Source organism: Haloplanus rubicundus (genome assembly GCF_003342675.1).
Taxonomy (GTDB): Archaea; Halobacteriota; Halobacteria; order Halobacteriales; family Haloferacaceae; genus Haloplanus; species Haloplanus rubicundus.
On sequence record NZ_CP031148.1, the window covers coordinates 973737 to 997365 of the forward strand.

Sequence of the window (23629 nt, forward strand, 5' to 3'; positions counted from 1 at the left end):
TTAATTCCCCGTCGGTCGTTGGTCGGCTATGCGTATCGACATCGACCGCGACCGACTCGTCGAGACGATGGAAGAACAGGCGGCCATCGGTGGGACGGACGGTGGCGGCCTCCATCGGCTCACCCTCTCCGACGCCGACGCGGAGGCCCGCGACTGGTTCGCCGACTGCGCCGACGAGATGGGGATGGACCTCCGGGTCGACGCCTTCGGCAACATGTTCGCCCGGCGCGAGGGCGCCGACCCCGACGCCGAACCGGTACTCGTGGGATCGCACCTCGACTCCCAGCCCTACGGCGGCATCTTCGACGGCGCGCTCGGCGTGGTCGCCGCCATCGAGTTCGTCCGGACGCTCGACGACGACGGCATCGAGACCGAGCGACCGGTCGAGGTGGTCAACTGGACCAACGAGGAGGGGTCGCGGTTCCCGCCGGCGATGCAGGGCAGCGGCGTCTGGGCCGGCGCTCACGACATCGAGGCGGAGTACGAGAAGACCGACGCCGACGGCGTTCGACTGGTGGACGAACTCGAACGGATCGGCTACCGGGGTGACGAACCGGCCGAACCCCGCGAGCCGTACCACGCGTACCTCGAACTCCACCCGGAACAGGGGCCGTTTCTGGAGGAGACGGGCGCGGACGTGGGCATCGTCACCGGCATCGTCGGCCTGCGGTGGGCGGAAGTGACCTTCGAGGGGCAGGCCAACCACTCGGGGACGACGCCGATGCGCTACCGCGACGACGCGCTGGTCGCGGCGTCGGACGTGGTGACGGCGATCCGACGGCTCCCGGGTTCCCTCGGGGAGCGCACCGTCGCCACCGTCGGCTCCCTGACCGTCGAACCGAACTCGGTCAACATCGTCCCCGAGACGGTGCAGTTCACGACGGACATCCGCGACCCCGACGAGTCGACCCTCGACCGCGGCGTCGAGCGGATGGAGGCCGAAGTCGCGGCGGCCGCCGAGCGCGAGGGCGTCGACTACGACATCGAACACACGATGCGGGCGGCGAGCGTCGACTTCCCCGACCGCCCGGTCGAGGCCGTCGCGGACGCGGTCGACGACCTGGGCTACGACGGTCGCCGGATGGTGAGCGGCGCCGGCCACGACGCCACCCACACCGCGTCGGTCTGTGATACGGCCATGGTCTTCTCGGTCAGCGAGGACGGCAAGAGCCACACCGAAGACGAGTTCACGAGCTGGGCGGACTGCTACAGCTCGGCGTCCGTGCTGGCGAACGCGGCTCTCGACCTCGCCGGGCGCGTCGACTGAGACGGAGTAGTGTAACTGTTCACCGGTGGTTCGCCGCCCCGTCTTGGCGAACCGCCGGTACTGACTTACAACGTCCCGTCTGAGACGGACAGAGCTGATCGGCGGGTCACCCGAGCGGGAGGATCGGTCGGCGGGGTCGTCGCCCCCGATCAGGCCGACTCCGCGCTCTCCGTCTCCGGGCGGTACTCGCCGAGCAGTGACTCGACTGCCCGCCAGTCGACCGGCGGGGCGTGGTCGTCGAGCGCGGCCTCGAAGTCGGCCAGCCGGTCGCCGTAGCGGTCCCGCCACGCGGCCGCCGGCCCCCCGTCGAAGCGGTCGTCGATCGACCGCCATCGCTCCTCGAGGCCCGTGAGACGGTCGTCGAGGGCTGCGAGGCCCTCGGCGTCGACGGCGCCGTGGGCGTCGTCGGGACCGGGGTCGGGCCAGGCCCGGAGGTCGTCGACCTCGGCACGCAGGTCGTCGAGCAGGAGCCGCGCGACCCGGTGTCTGAGGGCGGCGTCGAACCGGACGGCGGCGGGGTCGACGTCCGCCTCCACGTCCCCGGCCGCGAGCGCGTCGAAGGTCCCCGCCACGCCGTCGACGAAGCCCGCGACCGCGTCGGCGTCGTCGTCGAGGGCGGCCAGCCGACGGTCGGGGGTCCGGACCCACGCCTCGAACTCCTCGGCGTCGACGCCGAGTTTGTCGGCGGTGTGCTGGGCGGAATTGGCCGCGGCGTTGAGTCGACGAATCTCGACCGCCGTCTCGTAGATGGCGTCGGGTTCGTTCGCGAGGTCGACGACCGACTGAAGCTGGTCGCCGAGGTCGTCGACACGGGACGCGACCGCCGCGTGTCGCGTCTCGAAGTCGTCGAGACGCTCGGCCACGCTGTCTAGGTGATCGACCGCCGCGGCGGCCTCGCGAGCGTCGTCGATCAGCATCCCGGCGTTTTCCACGCGCGTCTCGGGGGTCGACACCACCTTCGAGACGTGGGCGAGCGCGTCGTCGACCGCCTCGCGGCGCACGATACCGTCCGTCGTCACCCGTCCCAGCGCCGCCCGAACCGCGTCGGGGTCGTCGCCGGTCCGGGCGACGACCCCGTCCACGGCCGCGTCTAGCGACAGCCCGTCGAGCGAGTCGTCGTGGTCGATCACACGAACCGTTTCCGCCGAGGCGGCGTTATAATTTTCCGTATCAGCGTCTCTGAGGACTATTTTCGCATATATAGCTGAAGGATTGGTACACTGTAGCATGGGTCCGGGATCTACCCCTCATATAAACGACCTTTACGAGAACTCCGGGAAATCAACTCGATGTCAGACAACACTGGAACCGAGGGCGGTCGAGTTTCGCGGCGGGCGTTCATCACGACGACAGGTGCCGTCGGCATCGCCGGTCTGGCCGGCTGTGGCGGGCAGTCGGGCGGGGGCGACGGCGGCGCCGGCGGCGACGGCGGGGCCGACCCCACGGCCACCGAAGCCGAATCGGATATGGACAGCGAACCGACGGAGACGGAATCGAGCGACGACGGCACCGACGGCCTGAACACCTCGCTGCTCAACGCCGAGGGGTCCTCCACCGTCTACCCAATCTCGAACACCGGCAGTGCCTACTGGAACTCCAACGCACCGCCGAGCGACGGCGAGTACTGGGGATCGAACTCGGAGAGTACCGTCCCCGGTTGGAGCCAGCTCGGCGAGCCGGACATGCTTCTTGCCGATTACTTCGCCCAGAAGTTCGGCTTCGAACCGACCGAGGAGCGCTCCAGCCCGCCGTTCCCGACGACGGTCGGCCTGAGCCACTCGGGAACCGGCTGTGAGGCCGTCACCGAAGGGCTGGTCGACATCGGCAACTCCTCGGGGCCGATCACGGCCGAACTCGACTGGAGCGAGGAGAAGGCCCAGAGCGAGGTCGTCGACAACGTCGTCGGCCGCGACGGCCAGCCTGTCGTCGTCAGTTCGGACGTGATCGACGCCGGCGTCACCCAGCTGACCGGCGAAGAAGTCCGCGGGATCTACCAGGACGAGATCACCAACTGGAACCAGATCGAAGGCGTCGACTACGATCAGGAGATCTACGCCATCGGTCGCGCCGAGGGCTCCGGGACGGACACCTCGTTCCGCCTGAACATGCTCGGCGGCGCCGACGCCGCGATGCCCGGTGTCGACACCCGCTTCGGGCAGAACCAGCAGGTCGCACAGGCCGTCTCCCAGAACGAGGGCTCCATCGCGTACATGGCGCTGGCGTTCACCAGCGAGACCGTCGTTCCGGTCGGCATCGACTTCGAGGGCACGCTCTACGAGCCGGACCGCGACGCGGAGAACACCATCTTCGACAGCGACTACCCGCTCAACCGCGACCTCCACATGTACACGCTGATCGAGGAGGACAACCCGAACGGCGGCGGGTACGACGCCCGCGAGGCCGCGTTCATCAACATGTTCCTCAACGAGTTCGGGCAGACCGTCTTCGTCGAGGGGAACAACTACATCCCGCTGCCGACGAGCGACCTGGAGTCGATGAAAGAGCAGGTCTCGGCGCTCGCCACCGAAGACCTGATCATGCCGTAACTCCGGCGACACGACCGGATCGGCCCGCCGACCGAGACCGCCGACAGCTCATTTTTATGACACTCTCCCACCCAAAACATCAAACAAACGATATATGTCATCAGTAACACGCACCGAACGGTTGAACGCGGCCGCGGGGCGGCAGTTCCAGCGGGTTCGTGATTTCGTCGACGATACCGACCCCGCGGCGCTGGTCGTCGTCGGGGTCATCGCCGTCTCCCTCCTGACGGCCTTCGTCGGGTTTCTCGCGGTGTCGAACCTCACCGTCCTGCCGTTCCTCGTGTTCGTCGCGGCGACGGGGTACGGCTGGGTGCGTCACCAGGAGGAGACCGCGCTGATACTGACGCTGACGATGACGGTTTCGACCCTGCTGATCCTCGGGCTGATCATCGTGTTCATCTTCCGGGAGTCGGTCCCGGTCATTCAGTACGAAACCGCCACCGTGTTCGGGGTGGAGGTGCCGGGACTGCGGATGTTCATCCAGGCTAGGTGGGACGCGGTGTCGGATCCGATCCGGTACTCGATGGCGCCGATGATCCACGGCACTCTGCTGGTGACGGTGATCGCGACGGCGGTGGCCGGGCCGCTCGGCGTCGCCGCCGCGCTCTTCCTGTCGGAGATCGCACCCGCCGTCGTCCGCGAGTTCGTCAAACCGGGCGTCGAGATCCTCGCCGGCATCCCCTCCATCGTCTACGGGTTCATCGGGTTCACGATCCTCAGCCCGTGGGCTTCGGATCAGTTCCAGACCACCGGTCAGGGGAGTTACCTGTTCGTCGGCATCGTCGTCGGGCTGATGGCGCTGCCGACGGTCGTCTCGGTCGCCGAGGACGCCCTCAGCAGCGTCCCCGAGTCGATGAAAAGCGGGTCGCTCGCCGTCGGGACGACCGACTGGCAGACCATGACCTCGATCACCCTGCCCGCGGCCTTCTCCGGCGTCTCCGCGGCGGTCCTCCTCGGCGTCGGGCGCGCCATCGGCGAGACGATGGCCGCGACCGTCATGTTGCGCGGCGTCCCGCGGCTCACCGAGCCGCTGGTGAACGTCTTCTACGGACAGGAGACGCTCACGTCGCTCATCGCCCGCAACTACGGCGAGGCCGACGGTCTCCAGATGGACGCGCTGTTCGTCGCCGGCGTGATCCTCTTTCTCACCGTTCTCGCCATCTCCATCGGCGCGCAGTACATCGAGTGGCGGATGCGCAGCAAGCTGGGGGGTGAGGCCTGATGGCGGGCGCGACCGGGTCGCGGCTCGTCGACGGCGACACGACGGCGACCGACGCCGTCGCCGCAGCGACGGTCGGCCTCTCGGCGATCCTGTTCGTCCTCGCGGTGGCGGCGATGTTCGAGCGGGTGAGCCTCACCGGCACCCTCGCCGGCGTGCCGACGGTGACCCTGCTCGGCGGGCTGTTGATCGCCCTCGGCGTCGCCGTGGGCGTCTTCGGCGTCGGGTCGCGACTCGGCTACGTCGAGACCGACCCCGATTCGAGCGCCGGCCTGATCGCGAGCTTCGGCGCCGCGGTGCCGTGGTTCGTCATCGGTGGCGGGGTCGCCTCGGAGACGCTCGGGCTCGGCGTCACCGGTGGCGTCGCCGGCGCCGCCGTCGCCGGCGGCGTGGCCTTCGTCGCGACCGCCGTCCCTCGAGAAGACGTCGGCTCGACGGTGCCGCTCGGCGCCCTCCTCGCCTTCGTCGGCCTAGTCTTCCTCACCGGAACCATCGGTCCCGGCTGGCTGTGGAACCTCGGCTGGGAACAGCAGGCGTCGATCACCGCCGAGTTCCTCGTGCCGGCCGCGACGCTGTTTTGCGCCCTCTACGGCGGCTGGGCCGCGGCGAAGGCCTACGGCCGCTTCGGCGCCCGCGGCCGACACATGGGCGCGTACGTGCTCGTCTACCTGAACGCGCTCTCCATCATCGCCTTCCTGTTCATCCTGATCGCCTTCGTCGTCGTCCAGGGACTGCCCGGCCTGCTCACCGGCGTCCAGATCGGTGCGGGCGTCGGTCCGCAGCTGTTCGGCTCGTTCGAACTGCCGGTGTACGTCCCGTTCGTCATGAACGGCGTCGCGCTCCTGAACGACTTCCAGGGGGTGCTCCCGGCCATCGTCGGCACGGTCTGGCTGGTCGTCGGCGCGGTGCTGTTCGCGGTGCCGCTGGGCGTCGGCGCGGCCATCTTCCTCACCGAGTACGCCGAGCGCGGCCGGTTCACCCAGGCGGTCGAGGTGGCGACCAACGGCCTCTGGAGTACGCCGAGCATCGTCTTCGGGCTCTTTGGCTTTGCCTTCCTCATCCCCCGGTTTGGCAACCGGAAGTCGCTGCTCGCCGGGATGCTCACGCTCGGGTTCATGCTCCTGCCGCTGGTGCTGATCACGAGCCGCGAGGCGATGCTCTCGGTGCCCGACGAGTACCGCGACGCGAGCGCGGCACTCGGCGTCTCGAAGTGGCAGACCGTCCGCAGCGTCGTCCTCCCGGCCGCGCTACCGGGCGTCGTCACGGGGGTCATCCTCGGCGTCGGCCGGATCGCGGGCGAGACGGCGCCCATTCTGCTGACGATGGCCGGCGGAACCTTCGTCCCCGGGGCACAGACGGTCGACGTCGTCGGCGGCTTCGAGTTCACGGGCTCGCCGCCGTTCGTCGCCAACCCCGAACTCCTGCAGGCGACCTCGGCGCTCCCGTACCAGCTGTACGCCCTCATCACCGCGGGCGTCGGCCTGGGAAGCAACGTCTCCGATCCGACCGGGTTCCGGTGGGCGACGGCGCTCGTCCTGCTCGCCGTCGTCCTCTCGTTTTACGCCATCGGCATCGGGGCGCGCTACTACTTCCGACGGCAACTCAGACACGACTAACCATGAGTGATTCACGACAGACACGGAGTCAGACGGAGACCAGGACGACCGGCAGCGATCAGCCGCTCGAAACCACGAGCGGCGAGACGGTCGAAGAGACCAGAGCGGAGTGGGTCGAGTACGACTTCCGGGGCGAGGCGAAGATGGTCGCCGAGGACCTCGACGTGCACTACGGCGACGACCACGCCCTGAAGGGGGTCTCGATGGAGATTCCCGAGAAGAGCGTCACCGCACTCATCGGCCCCTCGGGCTGTGGGAAGTCGACCTACCTTCGCTGTCTCAACCGGATGAACGACCGCATCAACGCCGCCCGCGTCGACGGCTCGGTCCGCCTCGACGGGAAGGAAATCTACCAGGACGGCATCAATCTGGTGGAACTGCGCAAGCGGGTCGGGATGGTGTTCCAGTCGCCGAACCCGTTCCCGAAGTCGATCCGGGACAACATCTCGTACGGCCCCCGGAAACACGGCGACATCGAGACCGGGCTGTTGGCCCGGATGCTCGGCCGCGACGACAGCGAGGCGGAGCGCGAACTCGTCGAGCGGGCGCTCAAACAGGCCGCGCTCTGGGACGAGGTGCACGACCGCCTCGACGACAACGCGCTCGGCCTCTCCGGCGGGCAGCAACAGCGGCTCTGTATCGCCCGGTGTCTGTCCGTCGACCCCGAGGTCATCCTGATGGACGAACCGGCGTCGGCGCTCGATCCCATCGCCACCGCCAAGATCGAGGACCTGATCAACGACCTCGCGAAGGAGTATACGGTCGTCATCGTCACCCACAACATGCAGCAGGCGGCCCGCATCTCGGACCAGACCGCGGTCTTCCTCACCGGCGGCAAACTCGTCGAGTACGGCGACACCGATCAGATATTCGAGGACCCGCGGAGCCAGCGCGTCGAAGACTACATCTCGGGCAAGTTCGGCTAACCGTGACCCGGGAGGAGTACCAGTCGTCGCTCGCCGACCTTCGCACCGAGGTGCTCGCGATGGGCGAACTCGTCGCCGACCGCCTCGACCGCGCGCTGGCGGCGCTCGCGACGGTCGACGAGGCGGTCGCACGCGAGGTGGCCGGCGCCGACGACGCGGTCGACCGCCGGTATCTGGCCCTCGAATCGACGTGCATCCAGCTGTTCGCCCGCCAGCAGCCCGTCGCCGGCGACCTCCGCTTCGTCGCCTCGTCGTTCAAAATCGTCACCGACCTCGAACGGGTCGGGGATCTGGCCGTGAACCTCGCACAGTACACCCTCGCGGCGGACCGCAAGCGCTTCGAGGAGGTGGACCTCTCGGCCATCGGCGACCGCGCGCGCTCGATGCTCGACGACGCGATGGCCGCCTACCGGACCGACGACGCCGAGCTGTGTCGGGAGATTGCGGCACGCGACGACGAACTCGACGCGCTGTGCCAGCACGCGAGCGAGCGGGTCGTCCGGGACCTGATCGAACGCGAGGTCGACGAGGGGGACTCCTGGGCCGTCGAGGAGCTTCTGGACGACGTGTCGCGGCTCCTGCTCGTGATCCGTGACCTCGAACGCGTCGGCGACCACGCGGTCAACATCGCCGCGCGCACCCTCTATATGATCGAGAGTGACCCGGAGCTCGTCTGAGATGGAGACGCGAAAGCTCCAGAAGGTCGGCGGATCGACGTACTCGGTGTCGCTTCCGAAGGAGTGGGCTACGGACCACCACCTCGAAGCGGGGATGCCGATCCACCTCTACCCCCACACGGACGGGTCGCTCGTCGTCCGGAGCGCCGCTCAGGACGGCGAGCCACTCGGTGCGACGACGATCACCTTGCCCTCGGCCGACACCGACGCCGTGGAGCGGACCCTCCGTGCCGCCTACGTCGTCGGCTACGACGCGGTCACGCTCGTCGCACCCGAGGGGGCGGAACTGACTGCCGACGAGCGACGGGCCGCCCGCCGTCTCGTCCGGAGCATGGTCGGCCTGTCGGTCGTCGAGGAGATGCCCGACCGGATCACGGTCGAGAACCTGCTCGACGCCGCCGAGGTGTCGATCCGGCAGTCCGTGATCCAGCTTCAGTTCACCGCCCTCTCGATGCAACGCACCGCCGTCGAGCGCGTGACGTGCGACGCGGACGGCGGCGTGGCACAACGCACCCCGGACGAGACGGCGGCCGACCCGCTCGACGAACGCGACGACGAGGCCGACCGCCTGTTCGAGATGCTCACCCGCCACGCCAACCGCTCGCTCGTCGATTTCGAGGAGGTCGACGCCCTCGACGTGCGCCGCTCGGAACTGTTCGACGCCCTCGTCGTGGCGCGTCAACTCGAGCGAGTCGCCGACCACGCCGTCCGAATCGGCTCGCTCGCCGACCGCATGGACGCCGCCGTCGACGACGGTCCGCTCGCCGAACTCCGCCCGCTCGCCGACGCGGCCCGTGGGGTCGTCGAGACGGCGACGACGGCCGCCCTCGATGGGTCGGCCGAGCGGGCCCACGAGGCGCTGGATCGGCGGGATCGGGTCGTCGACGACGTGCGCGCCCTCGATCAGGCGCTCTTCGAACGCGCCCCGCCGGACGCCTACGCCCTCTCGCGGGTGCTCGCGAGCCTCGCCCGGACCGCCGAGTGCGGGGGGAACGTCGCCCGCGTCGCGCTCCGGGCGAGCGTCCGCCCCGACGCGTAGCGACACCCCCTGTTACGCAGTATCCCGGGACGGCGGGCTCGGCGTCCGCACCGTCGAGACGTACGCCGTCAGGTCGTGGCTCGTGATGACGCCGATGACGGCGCCGTCGGCGTCGACGACCGGCAGGTGATAGTGACCGGATTCGATCATCAGATCGGCCGCTGCCTCGACGGTGTCGTTGGCCGTCGTCGTCACCACGTCCGTACTCATCGCCGTCGCGACGCTCGTCGCCGGATCGTAGTCGCCCGTCCCGTCGGCGACGACGGTGACGAAATCGGTCGCCGTGAGAATTCCGTCGAGACGCCCGGCGTCGTCCACGACGACGACGGACCCGATGCCGTGATCCAGGAGGACCGCCGCCGCCTCCCGGAGCGTAGCGTCGCCACCGATCGTGTGGACCGGCGACGACATGAGGCTCCCGACGAATACGTCTTCCATCCAACGTGGTACGTCTTCACATGGCATAACGCTGTCGCGGGCGACGCCGACAAGTACGATGCCCGCGTGCCGTCGCGTATGTACGACGTCCTGATCGTCGGCGGTGGCGTCGCCGGCCTGTCCGCTGCGACGTTCACCGCCCGCGCCGACTTCGAGACGCTCGTTCTCGATTCGGACGACTCCATCCTCCGACGCAACGCCCATCTGGAGAACTACCCCGGCTTCCCCGCCGGCGTCAACGCCCGTCTGTTGCTCGACCTGATGGCCGACGGTGCCGACCGGGCGGGTGCCGAGCGCCGCGAGGGCGAGGTGGCCCGACTCGCCCGCGACGACGACGCGTTCACCGCCGAGACGGCCGCGGGCGACCGCTACCGCGCCGACCGGGTTGTCGCCGCCACGAAAAACACCGTCGACTACCTGCCCGACGGCGTCGACGTCGTCGACCGCGGGAAACCGTTCGTCGCCGTCGACGAGCGCGGACGGACGAGCGTCCCGGGGCTGTACGCCGCCGGGAGGCTGGCGGCCAAACCCCACCAGGCGGTCGTGAGCGCCGGGCACGGCGCGGAGGTGGCGGTGACGCTGTTGGAGGACGCCGACGAACCGTTCTACCACGACTGGGTGGCGCCCGACGGCTACTTCACCGACCGCGGCCGGGACCTGCCGCCGGGCTGTGAGGAGATCGACGACGCCGAGCGCCGTCGTCGGGAGGACGCCGCCCGCGAACACATGCGCGAGCGGTTCGCGGCGGCTCACCCCTCCGACCAGCCGACGCATCCGAGCCTCGACGAGTGACGGGTCGTCGCCGGTAGTCCGCGGCCCCACCACAGCGTTATCACGTTCATCGTCCTATCTCGGACGATGCCAGATACCAAAGAGGGGCGGGAGGAGCAAGCCCGCCACGAGACGAAACGCCAGCAGCGACGGGACATCGACCAGGCACGCGAACGCGGCGACGAGGCCGAACCGCCCGACGAGCGGCCGCTCACGTGTCACCGGCGCGGATGCAACGAGCCCGCGACGTTCGTCGTGATCGAGCGATATCAGGAGGAGACCGGTCACGGCGCCGTCACCGCGGAGGCCTACCTCTGTCGCGCCCACACCGACGAGGAGAGTCCGACGAATCTGGACGGCGTCTACGACGACTACGTGTTCCTGGTCGAACCGCTTCCCGAACCGGAGACCTGACGCCGTCGGTGTCGGCGCTCGCCCGTCGACCGGCATTCGATATCGCGACATACGATTTATTCCCCCGACGCGGGGGGCTTTTGTCCCTCGGCCGCGGAGTCGGGGTATGGTCAAAAACGTCGCCAGCGTGGTGGCCGACCTCGACCCCGAGGATTTCTATCTGCTCTCGGGGGTCGAGCAGGGGATGCGATTCAGCGAGTGGGTCAACCGGGGGAAGCTGCCGGAGTACGCGAACCTGACCGCCGAGGAGGTGGACTACCGGCTGGATCGCTGCATGAAACGCGACCTGATCGAGCGCCGGACCATCCAGTACGAGGGCTACCAGCTCACCTTCGAGGGGTACGACGTGCTCGCCCTCCACACCTTCGCGGAGCGGGACACCATCGAGGGCGTCGGGGCGCCCCTCGGCGTCGGCAAGGAGAGCGACGTGTACGAGGCCCAGTCCTACCGCCCGCTCGCCCTGAAGTTCCACCGCGAGGGCTACACCAACTTCCGGGAGGTGAACAAGGAACGCGAGTACACCGCCGACCACCACCACGTCTCGTGGCTCTACACGGCGCGCAAGGCGGCCGAGCGCGAACACGACGCGCTCGAAACCCTCTATCCCGACGTGTCGGTGCCGCGACCCGTCGACCACAACCGCCACGCCATCCTGATGACGAAGTTCGACGGAGTCGAACTCGCGCGTGCGAAACTCGACGACGCGCAGGTCGTCGGCGTCCTCGACCTGGTGCTCGGGGAGGTGGCCGACGCCTACGAGGCGGGCATGGTCCACGCCGACCTGAGCGAACACAACGTCGCCGTCGCGGAGTCGGGGATCACGATCTTCGACTGGCCCCAGTCGGTGCCCACGGACCACGCGAACGCCGCCGAACTCCTCGAACGCGACGTGAGCAATCTGGTCGGCTTCTTCCGCCGGAAGTATCCCGCCGTCGTCCCCGACGTGGACGTGGCGAGAGTGGCCGACGCCATCGCGGAGGGCGACTTCCAGACGGTGCGGGAGTTCGCGACGAGTCGAAGTCCTTAAACGGAACCGGGCGGTAGCACGGCTAACTCGCTGGTCGACGGGCCCCAGCGGGCACCCGACTCGTCGGGACGACATGTGGCTCGCCGACTTCGGCGACGCTGAATCGCAAGCGCCCGTGGTGAAACCCATGGCACGAAGCTTCTACTCCCACATCCGGGACGCGTGGCAGAACCCCGACGACGGGGCACTCGCCGAACTGCAGTGGCAACGAAAACAGGACTGGCGCGAGCAGGGCGCCATCGAGCGCATCGAGCGCCCGACCCGCCTCGACAAGGCGCGCAACCTCGGCTACAAGGCCAAACAGGGCATCGTCGTCGTCCGCACGTCGGTGCGCAAGGGCGGCGCCCGCAAGCGCCGATTCAAGGCCGGGCGACGCTCGAAGCGCCAGGGCGTCAACCGCCTCGGCCGCCGCAAGAGCATCCAGCGCATCGCGGAAGAGCGCACGTCGCGCAAGTACCCCAACCTCCGCGTGCTCAACTCCTACTGGGTGGGCGAGGACGGCTCGCAGAAGTGGCACGAAGTGATTCTCGTGGACCCCGAGCATCCCGCCATCCAGAGCGACGACGACCTGAACTGGATCTGTGACGACAGTCACCGCGGCCGGGCGTTCCGCGGCAAGACCAGCGCCGGCAAGAAGGGCCGCGGGCAGCGAAAGCGCGGCAAGGGCACGGAACACACCCGACCCAGCGTGAGCGGCGACCGGCGCCGCGGCAAGTAGGGCGGCTCCGCTTTTCCGTTCTCAGCGTCCGCCAGCGACGGCGCCGGCGTCGCCGGGCGATAAATCGCATGTCGCGATACAGAAGGGCGGCCGGCTGGAAGTTGAGACTACACCCGCTATGGAGGAGGCGGCATGCGTAGTCACCGATACTCCGAAATCGACTGGTGTGGAACGTAGTACCCGATTTCACCGATCCACGTCGACAGCCACTCGTCAGCGATCGATTCGTCGATTTTTTCGGCATCGATAGCAGCCAAGAGCACACCGACGGATCCGACCACGGGCACGCCCTGTTCTTTCGCAAATGATCGGGCATCTCCGTCATCCGTCAGCAGACGACCGTCCTCTGCGTCCGCCAAGGCGAACGCTTGAGCCTCGCCGGGATCGAGATGATCGCTGACGACCGACTCTCTATTTGAAACGGTGTCCGAAACCGACGCGACTGGAATCTCGTCGTCGAGTGTATCGAGTGCGGATTGAAGATATGGATGATCACCAACACCGTTCTCGAGTTCCTCGTGCACGACTGGAACCGTACAGACTCCAGAGAGTCCTGCAACCACTCACAACTGGTCGATATACGCAAAATTCGAGAGGACAGTCGTGTTCAGGACGCTCGGATTCGTTGGAATTCCGCCACCTGTCATTCCGTAGGTGACTCCACGTCGTTCGAGTCCTCATCATCGAATTCGAGTTCGCTTGCTGCCCCTACCTCGTAGGCTGCGTCGTCTTCGTCAACGAGCCCGAGGCGGAGGTCAACGCCGTGTTCACGGAGGATATCGCGCATCGTCCAGCGGTCGACATCAGCAAGTCTCGCAGCATCACCGAGTGTGATCCGTTCTCGTTCATAGAGGGCCACCGCAGCTGCAATACGCTCGTTTTCGTGATCCTCGAAGTATTCACGCACGAACTCTCGCAACGCATCGCTCTTGCCCCCGAACACACCAGCCTCGACAGCACCCTCGATGAGGAGGTCGAGGTCGTCTGGATACGATCCAGTGATTCGTGCCATCGTTCCATCTCGGACTACGACTTCATACTATTTATGAACTGCGCCAGAATCCATATGCATTGAGAAGGCCGGTCTCAACTTCTGGCGGCCGGCGGACCGGGAGCGCTCCCCGACTCTCCGAGCCGTCTGCCAGCGTCGCCACTCGACACTGCGGACAGAACGTCACTCTCTTTCAGAACCGTCGGCGGCTTCCGCGTCACGGCGCCCTCGTCCGCCCGATCAACTCGACCCGACCGAGTGGGTTCCGGCTCGCCGGACTCCGTCTTCGCTCCCGAATCTCACTCGGAGGGCTCGGACCCCTCCAGCCGCCAGGTGAAGATCGCCTTCAGCACGACCACGAGGCTGTTCGTCTCCCCGGAGCCCCAGATCGCCGTCTCCGACCGTGGGTCCGTCGGGGGTGCATCGTGACCGTTGACGAGCACGCTCACGAGCGTCTGCGTGCCGTCGACCATCATGAGCCGCCCCGCGGGCGTGTCCGACCAGACCCACAGCGATTCGAACAGTTCGGCACCGGGAATCTCCGTTCCGATCTGCTCCTGTACGTCCGCCGAGACGCCACCGAGGCTGATCGTCACTCCGCGCTCCGCGGCGTCGCGTAACGCGTCGACGACGTCCTCGGTGAGCAGATCCTCGACCGTCATGTAGACGACTTCGTCGTCCGCACCCTCGACGAACTCTACCACGCGGTCGGTGACCGTCGCCTGCCCGTCCACCGTCCAGACCCCGCGCTGTTCCTCGCTCCGTCGAACGGGTTCGAGTTCGTCCAGCGCCGTCGTCAGGACCGACAGTCGGTGATCGATCTCCCGTTCGAACTTTCGGGCGGTGGTGTCGGCCGAAATCGCCCAGAACTCCTTGGGGGAGGACTGCTGTACGTCGACCAACCCGAGGTCGTGGAGTTCGTCTATCGCGTCGTACACCCGCGTCCGAGGGACGTCCGAAACCCCACTCACGTCTTTCGCCGTTCCGGTGCCAAGGCTCACGAGGGCGACGAACGTCCGCGCGGCGTACGCGCTGAGGCCGAACTGTTCGAGTTGCTCGATGGCGGCCGAGCGGGGATCGTCGGACGGATCAGGAGTCATGGTCGGTGGCTTCGGAAACCCAGCCACGGAACGTGGCCGGGGCCGGCACGCATCGGGTTGTGGTTGGGACACAAATTCCGAGCCGCGTGCCGGATTCGTAGTACGATCTTGAGCAGTATATTTCTTTTGTGATTAACTGAGTTAAAGTGCGAAGCAAAACTGTAATCGGACAGGAATCTATCTATTTCACATCCTGAAAACTGTGATTCTGTGGGTGACAACTAATCGTGGGCGGTTTCGATAGGGCGTATCGACTGTCGTCTCGGGAGAGTGGCTCCGTCCCACCAGTGAATCGAGCTCCCGAGTAGTGACAACGCCTATCCGGCCAGCGCTCCAACGTTTCGAGAACTCCGGGCATCTCGGGGGTTACGAGTTGGGACACATGAACACACACGAAACAGTCGAAGAAGCAGTCGAGGTACTCCAGCAACTCGGCTTGAAGGAGTACGAGGCAAAGTGTTTCGTCGGGTTGTCACGCCTCTCGACGGGGACGGCGAAACAGCTCAGCGAGATCACCGACGTTCCTCGGACGCGGGTCTACGACGCCGTCCGGGTGCTGGAAGCACAGGGACTCGTCGAAGTCCAGCACTCCAGTCCACAGCGGTTTCGGGCCGTTCCGCTCGAGGAGGCGACCGAAACCCTTCGCGACCAGTACGAGGCTCGTGTCGACCGCCTCACGAACGCCCTCGAACAGGCCGATCCAGTGGACCAGACCGACGAAGACCCGATCCAGGAGGTCTGGTCGATGTCCGGGACGGACGCGATTGCGAACCGGTCGAACCAGCTCATCGGCGATGCGACCGACGAGGTCGTGTTGGTGCTCGGCGACGAATCGCTGCTGACGGAAGAGTTGATCGACAGCCTGATCGAACTTGGTCCCGAGGTGGATCTGCTGATCGGTGCGGTAACCGAAGCGCTCGAAGCGCACATTCACGACGCCGTCCCGAACGCCACCACGTTCCTCTCCGGGCTGGATTGGCTGCGCAGCGGCACGGACTCCGTCGAGGACTTGGCGATCGGACGGCTCCTGCTCGTCGACGGGTCGACCATCCTCGTCAGTACGCTCGTGCCCGAGACGGGCGAGGAACAGGCGATTTTCGGCGGCGGGTTCCGGAACGGACTCGTCGTGATTTCGCGGCGGTTGCTGGCGCAGGGCTTGCTGCCGCAACGCGACCCACACCCGGAGTAGCCGTGATCACCGGGCCCGGGGTGTGCTCGTCGGCGGCGTCGCCACGCTGCGCACGGGCGAACGGACTGCCCACGCCCACGCGAACGAGCCGTTCGACCGCCACGAGCGTCACCCCTCGTAGACGTGTGTGCTCCCCGTGGCGTTGGCCTCGATGTAGTCCCAGTCGTACTCGACGCCGAGGCCCGGTCCCTCGGGGACGCTGACGCACCCGTCGGCGTCGACGGTGTCGATCATGTCGGAGTAGTCGCCCTCGTACACCGGCGGCTGCGTGTTCGCCGCCTCGGGGTGGACCAGGGCGAGTTCGTAGTAGTTCGTGTTTCGCGTCGCGGCGATGCAGTGTCGCTGGGCGGGACCGGGGGCGTGGAACTCCACGTCGATGCCGAACCCCTCGGCGACGTGGGCGATCTTCATCGCACCGGTGATCCCGCCGTCGTACTCGGGGTCGGCGCGGAGGAAGTCGGTCGACTCCCCGGCGGCGAAGTCGGATTTGAGTTCCAGCCCCCGGACGTGTTCGGTCTGCAGGATCGGCGTGTCGAGCTTCTGCCGGAGCTTTCGGTGGGCGTGCCCCGAGATGCCGCCGTCGCGGAAGGGGTCCTCGTACCAGTAGAAGCCCTCCTCGTCGAGGGCGCGGCCGAGTTGGAGGGCGTCCGCGAACGTCTCCAGTTCGCAGGCGGGGTCGTGCATCAGGTCCATCTCGCTCCCGACGGCCTCGCCGACGGCGTGGACGGCCGCTATCTCGCGGTCCAGGTCGCGGCGGGCGTCGCCGCCACCCCACCCGTGAATCTTGAACCCGCCGTAGCCCATGTCCCGACACGTCTCGGCGAAGTCGGCGAAGGCCGCGGGGGAGTCGAGGCCGCCGTTCTCGTCGCCGTGGTACGTCGACGCGTACGCCGGCATCGTCCGGCGGTAGGTGCCGAGGAGTTCGTGGATCGGCGCGTCGTAGTGTTTGCCCGCGAAATCCCAGAGCGCGATGTCTATCGGTCCGATCCCCATGCGGTCGTACTTGCGGAGCGCGCGTTTGAGTTCCGACCAGTGTTTCTCGCGGTCCAGCGGGTTCCGGCCGACGAGGTAGTTCGCGACCGTGTTGTACTGGGCCGCCGCGGGGGAGTTGCCGCCGACGTACTCGCCGGTGACGCCCGCGTCGGTATGGACCCTGACCGCGAACAGTTTCCGGGTCGTCGTCGTCCCCGGTTCGTAGACGAGGTTGAAGCCGGCGTCGTCGACGCCCACGTCCGCCAGTGGGTACTCGAACTCCGTGCTCTCGATGCGCGTGATCCGTGGTCCCATGCCTCGTCGGTCCCGGCCCGGCGGATTAACGCTACCGGACCCGTCGGTCCGTGTCTACCGCGCGGTGCGGTACTCGCCGTGTTTCATGCCGAGGAAGAAGGCGACGACGGCGAACACGACCATCGAGGGCAACACCATCATGAAGACGGTTCCGGGCGCCATCACGCTAGTGAGCCCCACCGTGGCGACGGCCGTAATCGCCACCAGTACGCCGACCGACTTGCCGAAGTCGAACTCCATGGAGGAAGACGGTATCGCGTGGTGAAAAGGTCAGCGACCGGCAACTGATTTGTGCGCGGAGCGACGACACCCCTCCATGTCACACACGACCACTGCGGCCACCCGGCGGGCCGATGCGCCGACGGAGACGTAGCGTGACCGATCTACCGTCCGTCTACGGCGGGGAGAGCCTCCACGTCCACCTCGACGACGACGAGAGCGAGGTCGAGACTATCGACTCCGCCGACGCCCGGCGGTTCCTCGGCGGCAACGGTTTCGCGGCGAAGGCGGTTCACGACCACGTGCCCACGGACGCCGACCCGTTCGACCCGGAGAACGTCGTCGCGTTCACCGTCGGACCGATGAACGGCACGCCGTTCCAGTCGACGAGTCGGGGCGTCGTCGGCTTCGTCAGCCCGCAGACCAACGGCTTCTTCGACAGCACCTTCGGCGGCACCTTCCCCCGTGCCCAGAAGACGACGGGGTTCGAGAGCGTCGTCCTCCACGGCGCCGCCGACGAACTCTCCTACGTCCACGTCGACGAGGAGGGGGCACGCGTCGTCCCCGCGCCCGACCTCGCGGGCCTCGGCACCTACGAGACCTGTGCCGAGGTCGAGGAACTCGCGGCCGCGGACGCCGACAACGACGTTCACGTCATCGCCGCCGGTCCTGCGGGCGAGAACCTCGTCCGCTTCGCCTGCCTGCTCCACGACTCCGAGATGCGCGAGGGGGTCGCCGGCCGCGGCGGCGCCGGCGCCGTCCTCGGGTCGAAAAACGTGAAAGCCGTCGTCGTCGAGGAGGGCGATTTCAGCCCCGACCCCGCCGCAGACGGCGACTTACGGAGCCTCGTGGGGAGTCGGATGCAGCCGCTGATGGAGGAGACGGAGATGCTCCAGGAGTACGGCACGGCCGGCCTCGTCAACCCCATCAACGAGATGGGGAAACTCGGGCGGCGGAACAACCGGGTCGAACACTCACCCCGCGAGGAGGCCGAGGCGATCAGCGGCGAACTGATCCGCGAGGAGTACGTCACCGAGGATACGACGTGTGCGAACTGTGCCGTCGCCTGTGGCAAACACGTCACCGTCGAGAGCGAGGGGGTCACCGACGCGAAGATCCCCGAGTTCGAGAGCCTGTTCGGCACCGCGACCATGACCGACGTCTTCGACGTCGAGCGGGTGATCAAGGCCAACGACCTCTGTGATCAGTTGGGGATGGACACCATCTCGTGGGGCGTCTCCGTCGCCTTCGCCCGCGAGTGTTACGACGAGGGTCTCCTCGACGACGACGACTGCCCCCACCTCGCGTTCGGCGACGCCGACGGTCTCGTCGAACTCGCGCGCCTGACCGCACACCGGGAGGGGTTCGGCGACCGACTCGCCGAGGGGTCGTTTCGCCTCGCCGCCGAACTCGACGACGAGGCCGAACGCTACCTCCACGGCACCAAGGGACTGGAGTTCGCCGCTCACTCCCCCCGCGGGCTGAAGGGGATGAGCATCGGCTACGCCACGTCGACGCGTGGCGGCTCCCACCACGACACTCGTCCCACGCCCCAGTACGACGGCGAACACGCCGAGACGACGGAGGGTACCCCGGCCTTCGCCGCCCGCACCCAACATTTCACCGCCCTCGGCGACTCCCTCACCCAGTGTCGGTTCGTGAGCGAAGGCGGCTACGACAAGCGCGTCACCGACCGCTACCGCGACGCCATCAACGCGGCGACGGGCTGGGACCTCTCGACCGACGAGGTGGAGCGCATCGGCGAGCGCATCTACAACCTCGAACGCCTCATCAACGTCGAGCGCGGCGTCGCGCGCCGCGAGACGGACACGCTCTCACATCGGGTCATGCACGAACCCATCCCCGACGGGCCGGCCGAGGGGATGTACTGCCCCCCGGAGGAGCTGTCCGCCATGCTCGACGAGTACTACGAGTTCCGCGGGTGGGACGACGACGGGATTCCCACGGCCGAACGACTCGACGCCCTCGACATGGCGGAACTGGCGGACTGATCGGCCGGGACGTATAACCCGTTCACTCCGAAACACCGACGCGTGTCCGCCCTTCGCGCCGCCCTCCACGCCGCCCTGAACGGCTCCCGCCTCCTCGCCGTCGCCGCCGCCGTCGCCCTCGGCGAGGTGGCGCTCCGAATCGGCCTCGCGCTTCACGGCCCGCCAGCCCTCGCCCTCCTCTGTCCGCCGGTGATCGCCGTCGTCGGGTTCGGGCTGGCGGCGTCGACGGTCCGCGCCGCCCTCCCGCCCGATGCCCGTCCAGCGGACGGCGACGCGCCCGCCCTCTCGACGCTGGTCGTCGCCGCCGTCGTCGGGCACGCCGCCGCCCTCTTTCTCGGGACCGCCGGCTTCCTGCTTCTCGATACCCCGATTCGCGCCGCGCTGTACGCGCTCGGATACGGTGACGCGCTCGGGACGACGGCTCAGGTCGGCGGCGCCGTCCTCGGTGTCGTCGTCGGGACGCTCCTCGCGTGGGCCGTCCCCGGCATCGCCGTCGGTCGCCTCCTCGCCGGGGCGACGCCGCGGCGGGCGGTTCGGACGGCGCTTTTCGCCCCGACCCGGTCCCCCCGCGCCGTCGCCGGGGCGCTCGGTCTCCACGTCGCGTTCGCCCTCCTCCTCGGTCTCTCGCTCGCGGTCGGACTCGAGGCCGGCCGGCTCCGGCGCTCCGCCGTCGTCGCCGCGGCGCTCGGCGGTGGAGTCGCCCTCCCGATTCTGATACTGGGTCCCGCGGTCCTCGCCGCCCGGTACCGGGCGTGGACGGCCCCCCGCGTTCGCGGCCCGGACCGTCGGCGTCTCGCGCTCGCGGCCCTCCTCTGCACCGGCCTCGTCGTCGGCGCCGCCGGGGTCCGGACGGCGGAACTGCGACCGGTCGACTCCGCCCCCGACGCCCTCCCCGCCGACCCCGACGCGGCGTACGCGACGGCGCTCGGGAACACCTTCCGGGCCGACCACCGCTACCGGCTCGCGATCCTCGACGGCGACGACCCCGACGGGGAGCCGTTCGTCGTCGAACGCCGCCTCGACCGGACGGATCGGCAGTACCGACAGCGACTCGCCGGGGAGGCACGCGGGCCGGATGTCTACGCGAGCGCGGGAGCCGGATCGCCGCCGATCCGCGGGTTCGACCCCGTCGCGCTCGGGGAACGGACCGTCGACGACGGCCGGACGGTTCGGGCGTCGCCGGACTACCTGCTGTACACCACGGGCTACGCCTGGGACGGCGAGGGGGGCCTCCAGCCGCCCGCGCCGGTCGACGGCTGGCGCGTCGCCGACCGGAGCGACGAGCGCCTCGTCCTCGAACTCACGGGGGCGCGGCCGACCTTCGAGGCGGTCCAGGGCGTCTCGCCGGACCGCATCACGAACGTGAGCGTCGCGCGGATTCGAGCCGTGGTGGACCGCGAGAACCGGACGCTCGAACGGATCGAGGTCCGGTTCGCGGCGACGGTCACGGCCGGCGAGACGACCGACCGAATCGAGCGACGCGTCGACCACGCGTTCGCGGTCGGGATCGACGTGGACCGGCCGGCGGCGCTCGGCCCGCCCCGGCCGGGCGAACTGCTCTGGAAACTGCTCGTCTACTAGGCGCCGGCACCGCGGTAACCGGCGACGAACCACACCCCCAGTGCAACGACGGCGGCGACGACGACGAACGCCCAGAACGCGGTCCACGCGCCGAGGCCGGCGCTCCCGGTTCGGGCCGCGACGCCGACGCCGGCGACGCCCGCGGTGACGAAGGGGGCGAGGAAGGGGAGATCGGTCCACTCCCCGCCGGCGTTGTGGTACTCGACCGCGTAGCCCCAGACGTTGCCGACGGTGAACTGGAAGACGACGAGACCGAGGAGCCCGGAGAGGACGGCTCGGAGGGCCGTCTCGACGGTGATGGTGCCGGCACGCAGGAGGGTGATGGCGGTTCCGACGCCGAAGACGACGAGCATCACGCCGTGCCACGGTCGGAGGTGGTCGCGGAGGGCCATGGTGACGGCTCTCGCCCCGGCGTCAAGAGGGTAGTGGCGCCGGCCGCCGCTTCGATCTCCCAGTCGTCGAGACTAGTGGTCTCAATGCATACGGCCGACACAGAACAAAACGTCACTTCGCGCAGTCCCCCTCTACAATCAGGGGTGGGACAGACATAACGGGCCTGCGCCCCTCGTACTAGAGAGTTAGCCATGGATATCTCCGAGATACTCTCGACAAAGTTCACCGAGTTCGACATCGGAACCCCCCTCTCGAAAGTCGCCGGGGCATTCGAGAATCAGGAACTCGACGCCGTCGTCGTAACGGACGGCGACGAGTATCGCGGCATCGTGAGTCGCCGACAGCTGGCGTCCTCGTCCAACCAGCCGTCCGCGAAGGTCGGCTCACAGGTACAGCACGTCCCGACGGTCGACCGCACCGAAGACGTCCGCGAGGTCGCGCGGCTCATGATCGGGAGCGACGCCAAAACGCTCCCCGTCCTCAAGGATAACCGCGTCGTCGGTGTGGTAACCGGCGATGCGGTCCTCGAAGCTGTGCGCCCGTTTCTCGACGCAGCGACCGTCGACGACGCCTACACGACAGAGCTGATCAGTGCAAGCCCTGAAACCACGATCGGGAAAGTGCTCAATCTGCTTCGAGAGGCTGGTATCGCTCACCTCCCAGTCGTCGACGGTGAGGATCTCACAGGAATGGTGAGCTTGTACGACGTCATCGAGTTCACGACGCGGGGCGGCAGCAAGAGCCAGGGCGGGTCGTCGAGTGGCTTTGGTGGCCGTGGCGGGGGGCAGAACCGCGGTGGGTTCGGCGCGCGCGAGGGTGACGCCGACCGGATGCTCGACCTGCCGGTCCGGAACCTGATGTCCGACGCAGTCGCGACGGTCGAGCGGAGCGCATCGCTCGACGAGGTCGTCGAAACGATGTTCGACCGGGAGATTTCCTCGCTCGTCGTCACGGCCGATGACACCGACGAGCCGGTCGGTATCATCACGAAGACGGACATTATCGAGGCGCTCACCTGGGAGCGCGACGACCGGAACGCCGTGCAGGTGTTCGGGCTCGACCTGCTGGAGGGGATGGACTACGACGACGTCTCCGCGCTGATCGAGAGCATGGCCTCGAAGTACGGCGAGATGAGCGTGATCAAGGCCAGCATCGAACTGCAGGAGCACAAGGAACGGACCCGGGGCGTGCCGCTGGTGCTGGCACGGATTCGGCTGGTCACCGACCGTGGCTACTTCACTGCCGATGGTGAGGGGTACGGTGCCTCCCACGCTCTTCGTCTTGCGGCGAACGCGGTCGAACGCCAGCTTCTCAAGGGGAAGACCTACGGCCAATCGAAGAAACATCCCGACACAGACGAACAGGAACAGCTCTACGGCTGGTGGCTCGGGGGGACATAGTGCAACGGGAGTGAACACGCCGATACGACTACACTTCGAACGAAGTATGCCGACGCACCACCACGGTACGCAGTCATTCGAGACTCACGCGGGGGTCACTCGCCTCGTTTGCCGTACGTCTCTTTCCCCCAGCCAAAATCGGAGGTTTCCTCGTTCCGTTCGAGGTAGTCCTCCAGCGTCTCGTAGACGGCTCGGCCCAGATCCTGTAACGCGGCGTCGATCAGCGAAACCGTGCTCGATTCGAGCGAGTCGGTCGCATCTCGCTCCCGCCAGTCGTCCGGAATCGTCGGGGCATCGAAGCGAAGCCGATCGTCGGTGGGGTCCCAGTAGAAGTCGAACGCCTGGAACAGGCCGAGGTCGCTGACGATTCGAACCTGCTCTTCGTCGAGGTCCGTGTACTCGGTCCACTCGTTGAACCCTTCCGTCCACGCTCCCTCCTGGAGCAGGTCTTCGAGATCCTCCCGATAGAAGTCCTCCGACCCGAGCGTCTCGTCCTGCAAATCGAACTCGCGTGGCTTCCCTCGGTTCGAGAGGTCTGGCGGGTCCGGAACCGCTACGTCGAGTGCCATACCACATGTTAAACGGACAATATAATAAAGGCCGGTAACGATTCTCGGCACGTCCGACTTCTACGCTCGCGTCGGCTTCCTGGACTATCGTAGCCTTTGTAAGTCATTGCACACCCGATCGGGTGTGCGAACAGTTCCAAACGCTACGATAGCTCTCGACCACGTGGTGTTTCGACTTCTACCCCGTTGTACGCGACTCCACGACGCCATCGTGTTACTCTAATAATAAA

At 67.6% G+C, this 23629-nt stretch carries 23 protein-coding genes and 1 pseudogene; 15 read left to right on the forward strand and 9 right to left on the reverse strand.

Translation table 11 applies throughout. The annotated features are described in order from the left end of the window. The first annotated feature begins 28 nt into the window (after positions 1-28). The gene (locus tag DU484_RS05910) at positions 29-1267 is read left to right on the forward strand and encodes a Zn-dependent hydrolase (protein ID WP_114585243.1); all 1239 of its coding nucleotides are present in this window, start codon (positions 29-31) and stop codon (positions 1265-1267) included. A 149-nt stretch (positions 1268-1416) separates the two neighbouring features. On the opposite strand, the gene DU484_RS05915 is transcribed toward DU484_RS05910, so the two are convergent. Then, positions 1417-2397, reverse strand: coding sequence for a halo transducer protein (locus tag DU484_RS05915; protein ID WP_114605371.1), 981 nt, complete (start codon positions 2395-2397; stop codon positions 1417-1419). A gap of 159 nt (positions 2398-2556) precedes the next feature. Here DU484_RS05915 and DU484_RS05920 point away from each other — a divergent pair, with 159 nt between their 5' ends. The 6 genes from DU484_RS05920 (at position 2557) to DU484_RS05945 (ending at position 9290) form a co-directional block, all read left to right on the forward strand. Then, complete coding sequence (locus tag DU484_RS05920; protein WP_114605372.1) at positions 2557-3813, forward strand: PstS family phosphate ABC transporter substrate-binding protein; 1257 nt, start codon at positions 2557-2559, stop codon at positions 3811-3813. 94 nt (positions 3814-3907) lie between these two features. Continuing rightward, a complete protein-coding gene (gene pstC / locus DU484_RS05925) occupies positions 3908-5035 on the forward strand; it encodes a phosphate ABC transporter permease subunit PstC (RefSeq protein ID WP_114605373.1) in 1128 nt (375 codons plus the stop codon). Continuing rightward, positions 5035-6648: a phosphate ABC transporter permease PstA gene (gene pstA, locus DU484_RS05930; protein ID WP_114605374.1), complete on the forward strand. Its 1614-nt coding sequence runs from the start codon at positions 5035-5037 to the stop codon at positions 6646-6648. Before pstC ends, pstA begins: the two co-directional genes overlap by 1 nt. Positions 6649-6650: 2 nt before the next feature. After that, positions 6651-7574, forward strand: a complete 924-nt coding sequence (pstB, locus tag DU484_RS05935) for a phosphate ABC transporter ATP-binding protein PstB (RefSeq protein ID WP_114605375.1) — start codon at positions 6651-6653, stop codon at positions 7572-7574. 2 nt (positions 7575-7576) lie between these two features. Next, positions 7577-8251 (forward strand): phosphate signaling complex protein PhoU, encoded by a 675-nt coding sequence (phoU, locus tag DU484_RS05940; RefSeq protein WP_114585249.1) that lies wholly within the window; start codon positions 7577-7579, stop codon positions 8249-8251. Between the two features lies 1 nt (position 8252). Next, positions 8253-9290: a phosphate signaling complex PhoU family protein gene (locus DU484_RS05945; RefSeq protein WP_114605376.1), complete on the forward strand. Its 1038-nt coding sequence runs from the start codon at positions 8253-8255 to the stop codon at positions 9288-9290. Between the two features lie 12 nt (positions 9291-9302). Here DU484_RS05945 and DU484_RS05950 read toward each other — a convergent pair whose 3' ends face one another. Continuing rightward, positions 9303-9728 carry a CBS domain-containing protein gene (locus tag DU484_RS05950; RefSeq protein WP_114585251.1) on the reverse strand — a complete coding sequence of 142 codons (426 nt, stop codon included), beginning with the start codon at positions 9726-9728 and terminating at the stop codon, positions 9303-9305. Positions 9729-9806: 78 nt separating this feature from the next. Between DU484_RS05950 and DU484_RS05955 the strand changes: the two genes are divergently transcribed. The 4 genes from DU484_RS05955 to DU484_RS05970 all read left to right on the forward strand — a co-directional run bounded on the left by DU484_RS05955 (position 9807) and on the right by DU484_RS05970 (position 12658). Then, positions 9807-10520, forward strand: a complete 714-nt coding sequence (locus DU484_RS05955) for an NAD(P)/FAD-dependent oxidoreductase (protein ID WP_114605377.1) — start codon at positions 9807-9809, stop codon at positions 10518-10520. A gap of 66 nt (positions 10521-10586) precedes the next feature. Further along, positions 10587-10913 (forward strand): hypothetical protein, encoded by a 327-nt coding sequence (locus tag DU484_RS05960; protein ID WP_114605378.1) that lies wholly within the window; start codon positions 10587-10589, stop codon positions 10911-10913. Positions 10914-11019: 106 nt separating this feature from the next. Continuing rightward, on the forward strand, positions 11020-11940 hold the full coding sequence (locus DU484_RS05965) for a serine/threonine-protein kinase RIO2 (protein WP_114605379.1): 921 nt from the start codon (positions 11020-11022) through the stop codon (positions 11938-11940). Between the two features lie 127 nt (positions 11941-12067). Continuing rightward, positions 12068-12658 (forward strand): 50S ribosomal protein L15e, encoded by a 591-nt coding sequence (locus DU484_RS05970; protein ID WP_114606721.1) that lies wholly within the window; start codon positions 12068-12070, stop codon positions 12656-12658. 140 nt (positions 12659-12798) lie between these two features. On the opposite strand, the pseudogene DU484_RS05975 reads toward DU484_RS05970, so the two are convergent. The 3 genes and pseudogenes from DU484_RS05975 to DU484_RS05985 all read right to left on the reverse strand — a co-directional run bounded on the left by DU484_RS05975 (position 12799) and on the right by DU484_RS05985 (position 14749). Then, positions 12799-13305 (reverse strand): annotated as a pseudogene (locus DU484_RS05975) (twitching motility protein PilT). After that, positions 13302-13670, reverse strand: coding sequence for a UPF0175 family protein (locus tag DU484_RS05980; protein ID WP_114605380.1), 369 nt, complete (start codon positions 13668-13670; stop codon positions 13302-13304). Before DU484_RS05980 ends, DU484_RS05975 begins: the two are co-directional and overlap by 4 nt. 278 nt (positions 13671-13948) lie before the next feature. Then, positions 13949-14749, reverse strand: coding sequence for a TrmB family transcriptional regulator (locus DU484_RS05985; protein WP_114605381.1), 801 nt, complete (start codon positions 14747-14749; stop codon positions 13949-13951). Positions 14750-15131: 382 nt separating this feature from the next. On the opposite strand from DU484_RS05985, the gene DU484_RS05990 reads away from it, so the two are divergent. Continuing rightward, positions 15132-15938: a TrmB family transcriptional regulator gene (locus tag DU484_RS05990; RefSeq protein ID WP_114605382.1), complete on the forward strand. Its 807-nt coding sequence runs from the start codon at positions 15132-15134 to the stop codon at positions 15936-15938. 108 nt (positions 15939-16046) lie between these two features. On the opposite strand, the gene DU484_RS05995 is transcribed toward DU484_RS05990, so the two are convergent. Then, entirely contained in the window at positions 16047-17225 is a 1179-nt protein-coding gene (locus DU484_RS05995; protein ID WP_114585257.1) for a mandelate racemase family protein, read from the reverse strand. Between the two features lie 54 nt (positions 17226-17279). Continuing rightward, positions 17280-17465, reverse strand: a complete 186-nt coding sequence (locus DU484_RS06000; protein ID WP_114585258.1) for a DUF7333 family protein — start codon at positions 17463-17465, stop codon at positions 17280-17282. Between the two features lie 134 nt (positions 17466-17599). On the opposite strand from DU484_RS06000, the gene DU484_RS06005 reads away from it, so the two are divergent. Continuing rightward, the gene (locus tag DU484_RS06005) at positions 17600-19456 is read left to right on the forward strand and encodes an aldehyde ferredoxin oxidoreductase family protein (RefSeq protein ID WP_187347769.1); all 1857 of its coding nucleotides are present in this window, start codon (positions 17600-17602) and stop codon (positions 19454-19456) included. 42 nt (positions 19457-19498) lie between these two features. Beyond that, positions 19499-21037 (forward strand): hypothetical protein, encoded by a 1539-nt coding sequence (locus tag DU484_RS06010; RefSeq protein WP_114585260.1) that lies wholly within the window; start codon positions 19499-19501, stop codon positions 21035-21037. Here the strand turns inward: DU484_RS06010 and DU484_RS06015 are convergent. Further along, positions 21034-21429, reverse strand: coding sequence for a hypothetical protein (locus DU484_RS06015; protein ID WP_245957293.1), 396 nt, complete (start codon positions 21427-21429; stop codon positions 21034-21036). The two genes, DU484_RS06010 and DU484_RS06015, sit on opposite strands and share 4 nt — an antisense overlap. Positions 21430-21621: 192 nt before the next feature. Between DU484_RS06015 and DU484_RS06020 the strand changes: the two genes are divergently transcribed. Further along, positions 21622-22830 (forward strand): CBS domain-containing protein, encoded by a 1209-nt coding sequence (locus tag DU484_RS06020; protein WP_114605384.1) that lies wholly within the window; start codon positions 21622-21624, stop codon positions 22828-22830. Positions 22831-22925: 95 nt separating this feature from the next. Here the strand turns inward: DU484_RS06020 and DU484_RS06025 are convergent, their stop codons facing one another. Then, complete coding sequence (locus tag DU484_RS06025) at positions 22926-23399, reverse strand: hypothetical protein (protein ID WP_114605385.1); 474 nt, start codon at positions 23397-23399, stop codon at positions 22926-22928. Positions 23400-23629: the final 230 nt, after the last annotated feature.

Excerpts from the sequence above, each read along its gene's own strand:
- pstB (WP_114605375.1), top strand. The coding sequence starts at position 6,651 with ATGAGTGATTCACGACAGACACGGAGTCAGACGGAGACCAGGACGACC.
- DU484_RS05980 (WP_114605380.1), bottom strand. The coding sequence starts at position 13,670 with ATGGCACGAATCACTGGATCGTATCCAGACGACCTCGACCTCCTCATC.
- DU484_RS06000 (WP_114585258.1), bottom strand. The coding sequence starts at position 17,465 with ATGGAGTTCGACTTCGGCAAGTCGGTCGGCGTACTGGTGGCGATTACG.
- DU484_RS05970 (WP_114606721.1), top strand. The coding sequence starts at position 12,068 with ATGGCACGAAGCTTCTACTCCCACATCCGGGACGCGTGGCAGAACCCC.
- DU484_RS05950 (WP_114585251.1), bottom strand. The coding sequence starts at position 9,728 with ATGGAAGACGTATTCGTCGGGAGCCTCATGTCGTCGCCGGTCCACACG.
- DU484_RS05960 (WP_114605378.1), top strand. The coding sequence starts at position 10,587 with ATGCCAGATACCAAAGAGGGGCGGGAGGAGCAAGCCCGCCACGAGACG.
- DU484_RS05995 (WP_114585257.1), bottom strand. The coding sequence starts at position 17,225 with ATGGGACCACGGATCACGCGCATCGAGAGCACGGAGTTCGAGTACCCA.
- pstC (WP_114605373.1), top strand. The coding sequence starts at position 3,908 with ATGTCATCAGTAACACGCACCGAACGGTTGAACGCGGCCGCGGGGCGG.
- DU484_RS05985 (WP_114605381.1), bottom strand. The coding sequence starts at position 14,749 with ATGACTCCTGATCCGTCCGACGATCCCCGCTCGGCCGCCATCGAGCAA.
- pstA (WP_114605374.1), top strand. The coding sequence starts at position 5,035 with ATGGCGGGCGCGACCGGGTCGCGGCTCGTCGACGGCGACACGACGGCG.
- DU484_RS06015 (WP_245957293.1), bottom strand. The coding sequence starts at position 21,429 with ATGGCCCTCCGCGACCACCTCCGACCGTGGCACGGCGTGATGCTCGTC.
- DU484_RS06020 (WP_114605384.1), top strand. The coding sequence starts at position 21,622 with ATGGATATCTCCGAGATACTCTCGACAAAGTTCACCGAGTTCGACATC.
- DU484_RS05965 (WP_114605379.1), top strand. The coding sequence starts at position 11,020 with ATGGTCAAAAACGTCGCCAGCGTGGTGGCCGACCTCGACCCCGAGGAT.
- DU484_RS05945 (WP_114605376.1), top strand. The coding sequence starts at position 8,253 with ATGGAGACGCGAAAGCTCCAGAAGGTCGGCGGATCGACGTACTCGGTG.
- DU484_RS05920 (WP_114605372.1), top strand. The coding sequence starts at position 2,557 with ATGTCAGACAACACTGGAACCGAGGGCGGTCGAGTTTCGCGGCGGGCG.
- DU484_RS05990 (WP_114605382.1), top strand. The coding sequence starts at position 15,132 with ATGAACACACACGAAACAGTCGAAGAAGCAGTCGAGGTACTCCAGCAA.
- DU484_RS06025 (WP_114605385.1), bottom strand. The coding sequence starts at position 23,399 with ATGGCACTCGACGTAGCGGTTCCGGACCCGCCAGACCTCTCGAACCGA.
- DU484_RS05910 (WP_114585243.1), top strand. The coding sequence starts at position 29 with ATGCGTATCGACATCGACCGCGACCGACTCGTCGAGACGATGGAAGAA.
- DU484_RS05955 (WP_114605377.1), top strand. The coding sequence starts at position 9,807 with ATGTACGACGTCCTGATCGTCGGCGGTGGCGTCGCCGGCCTGTCCGCT.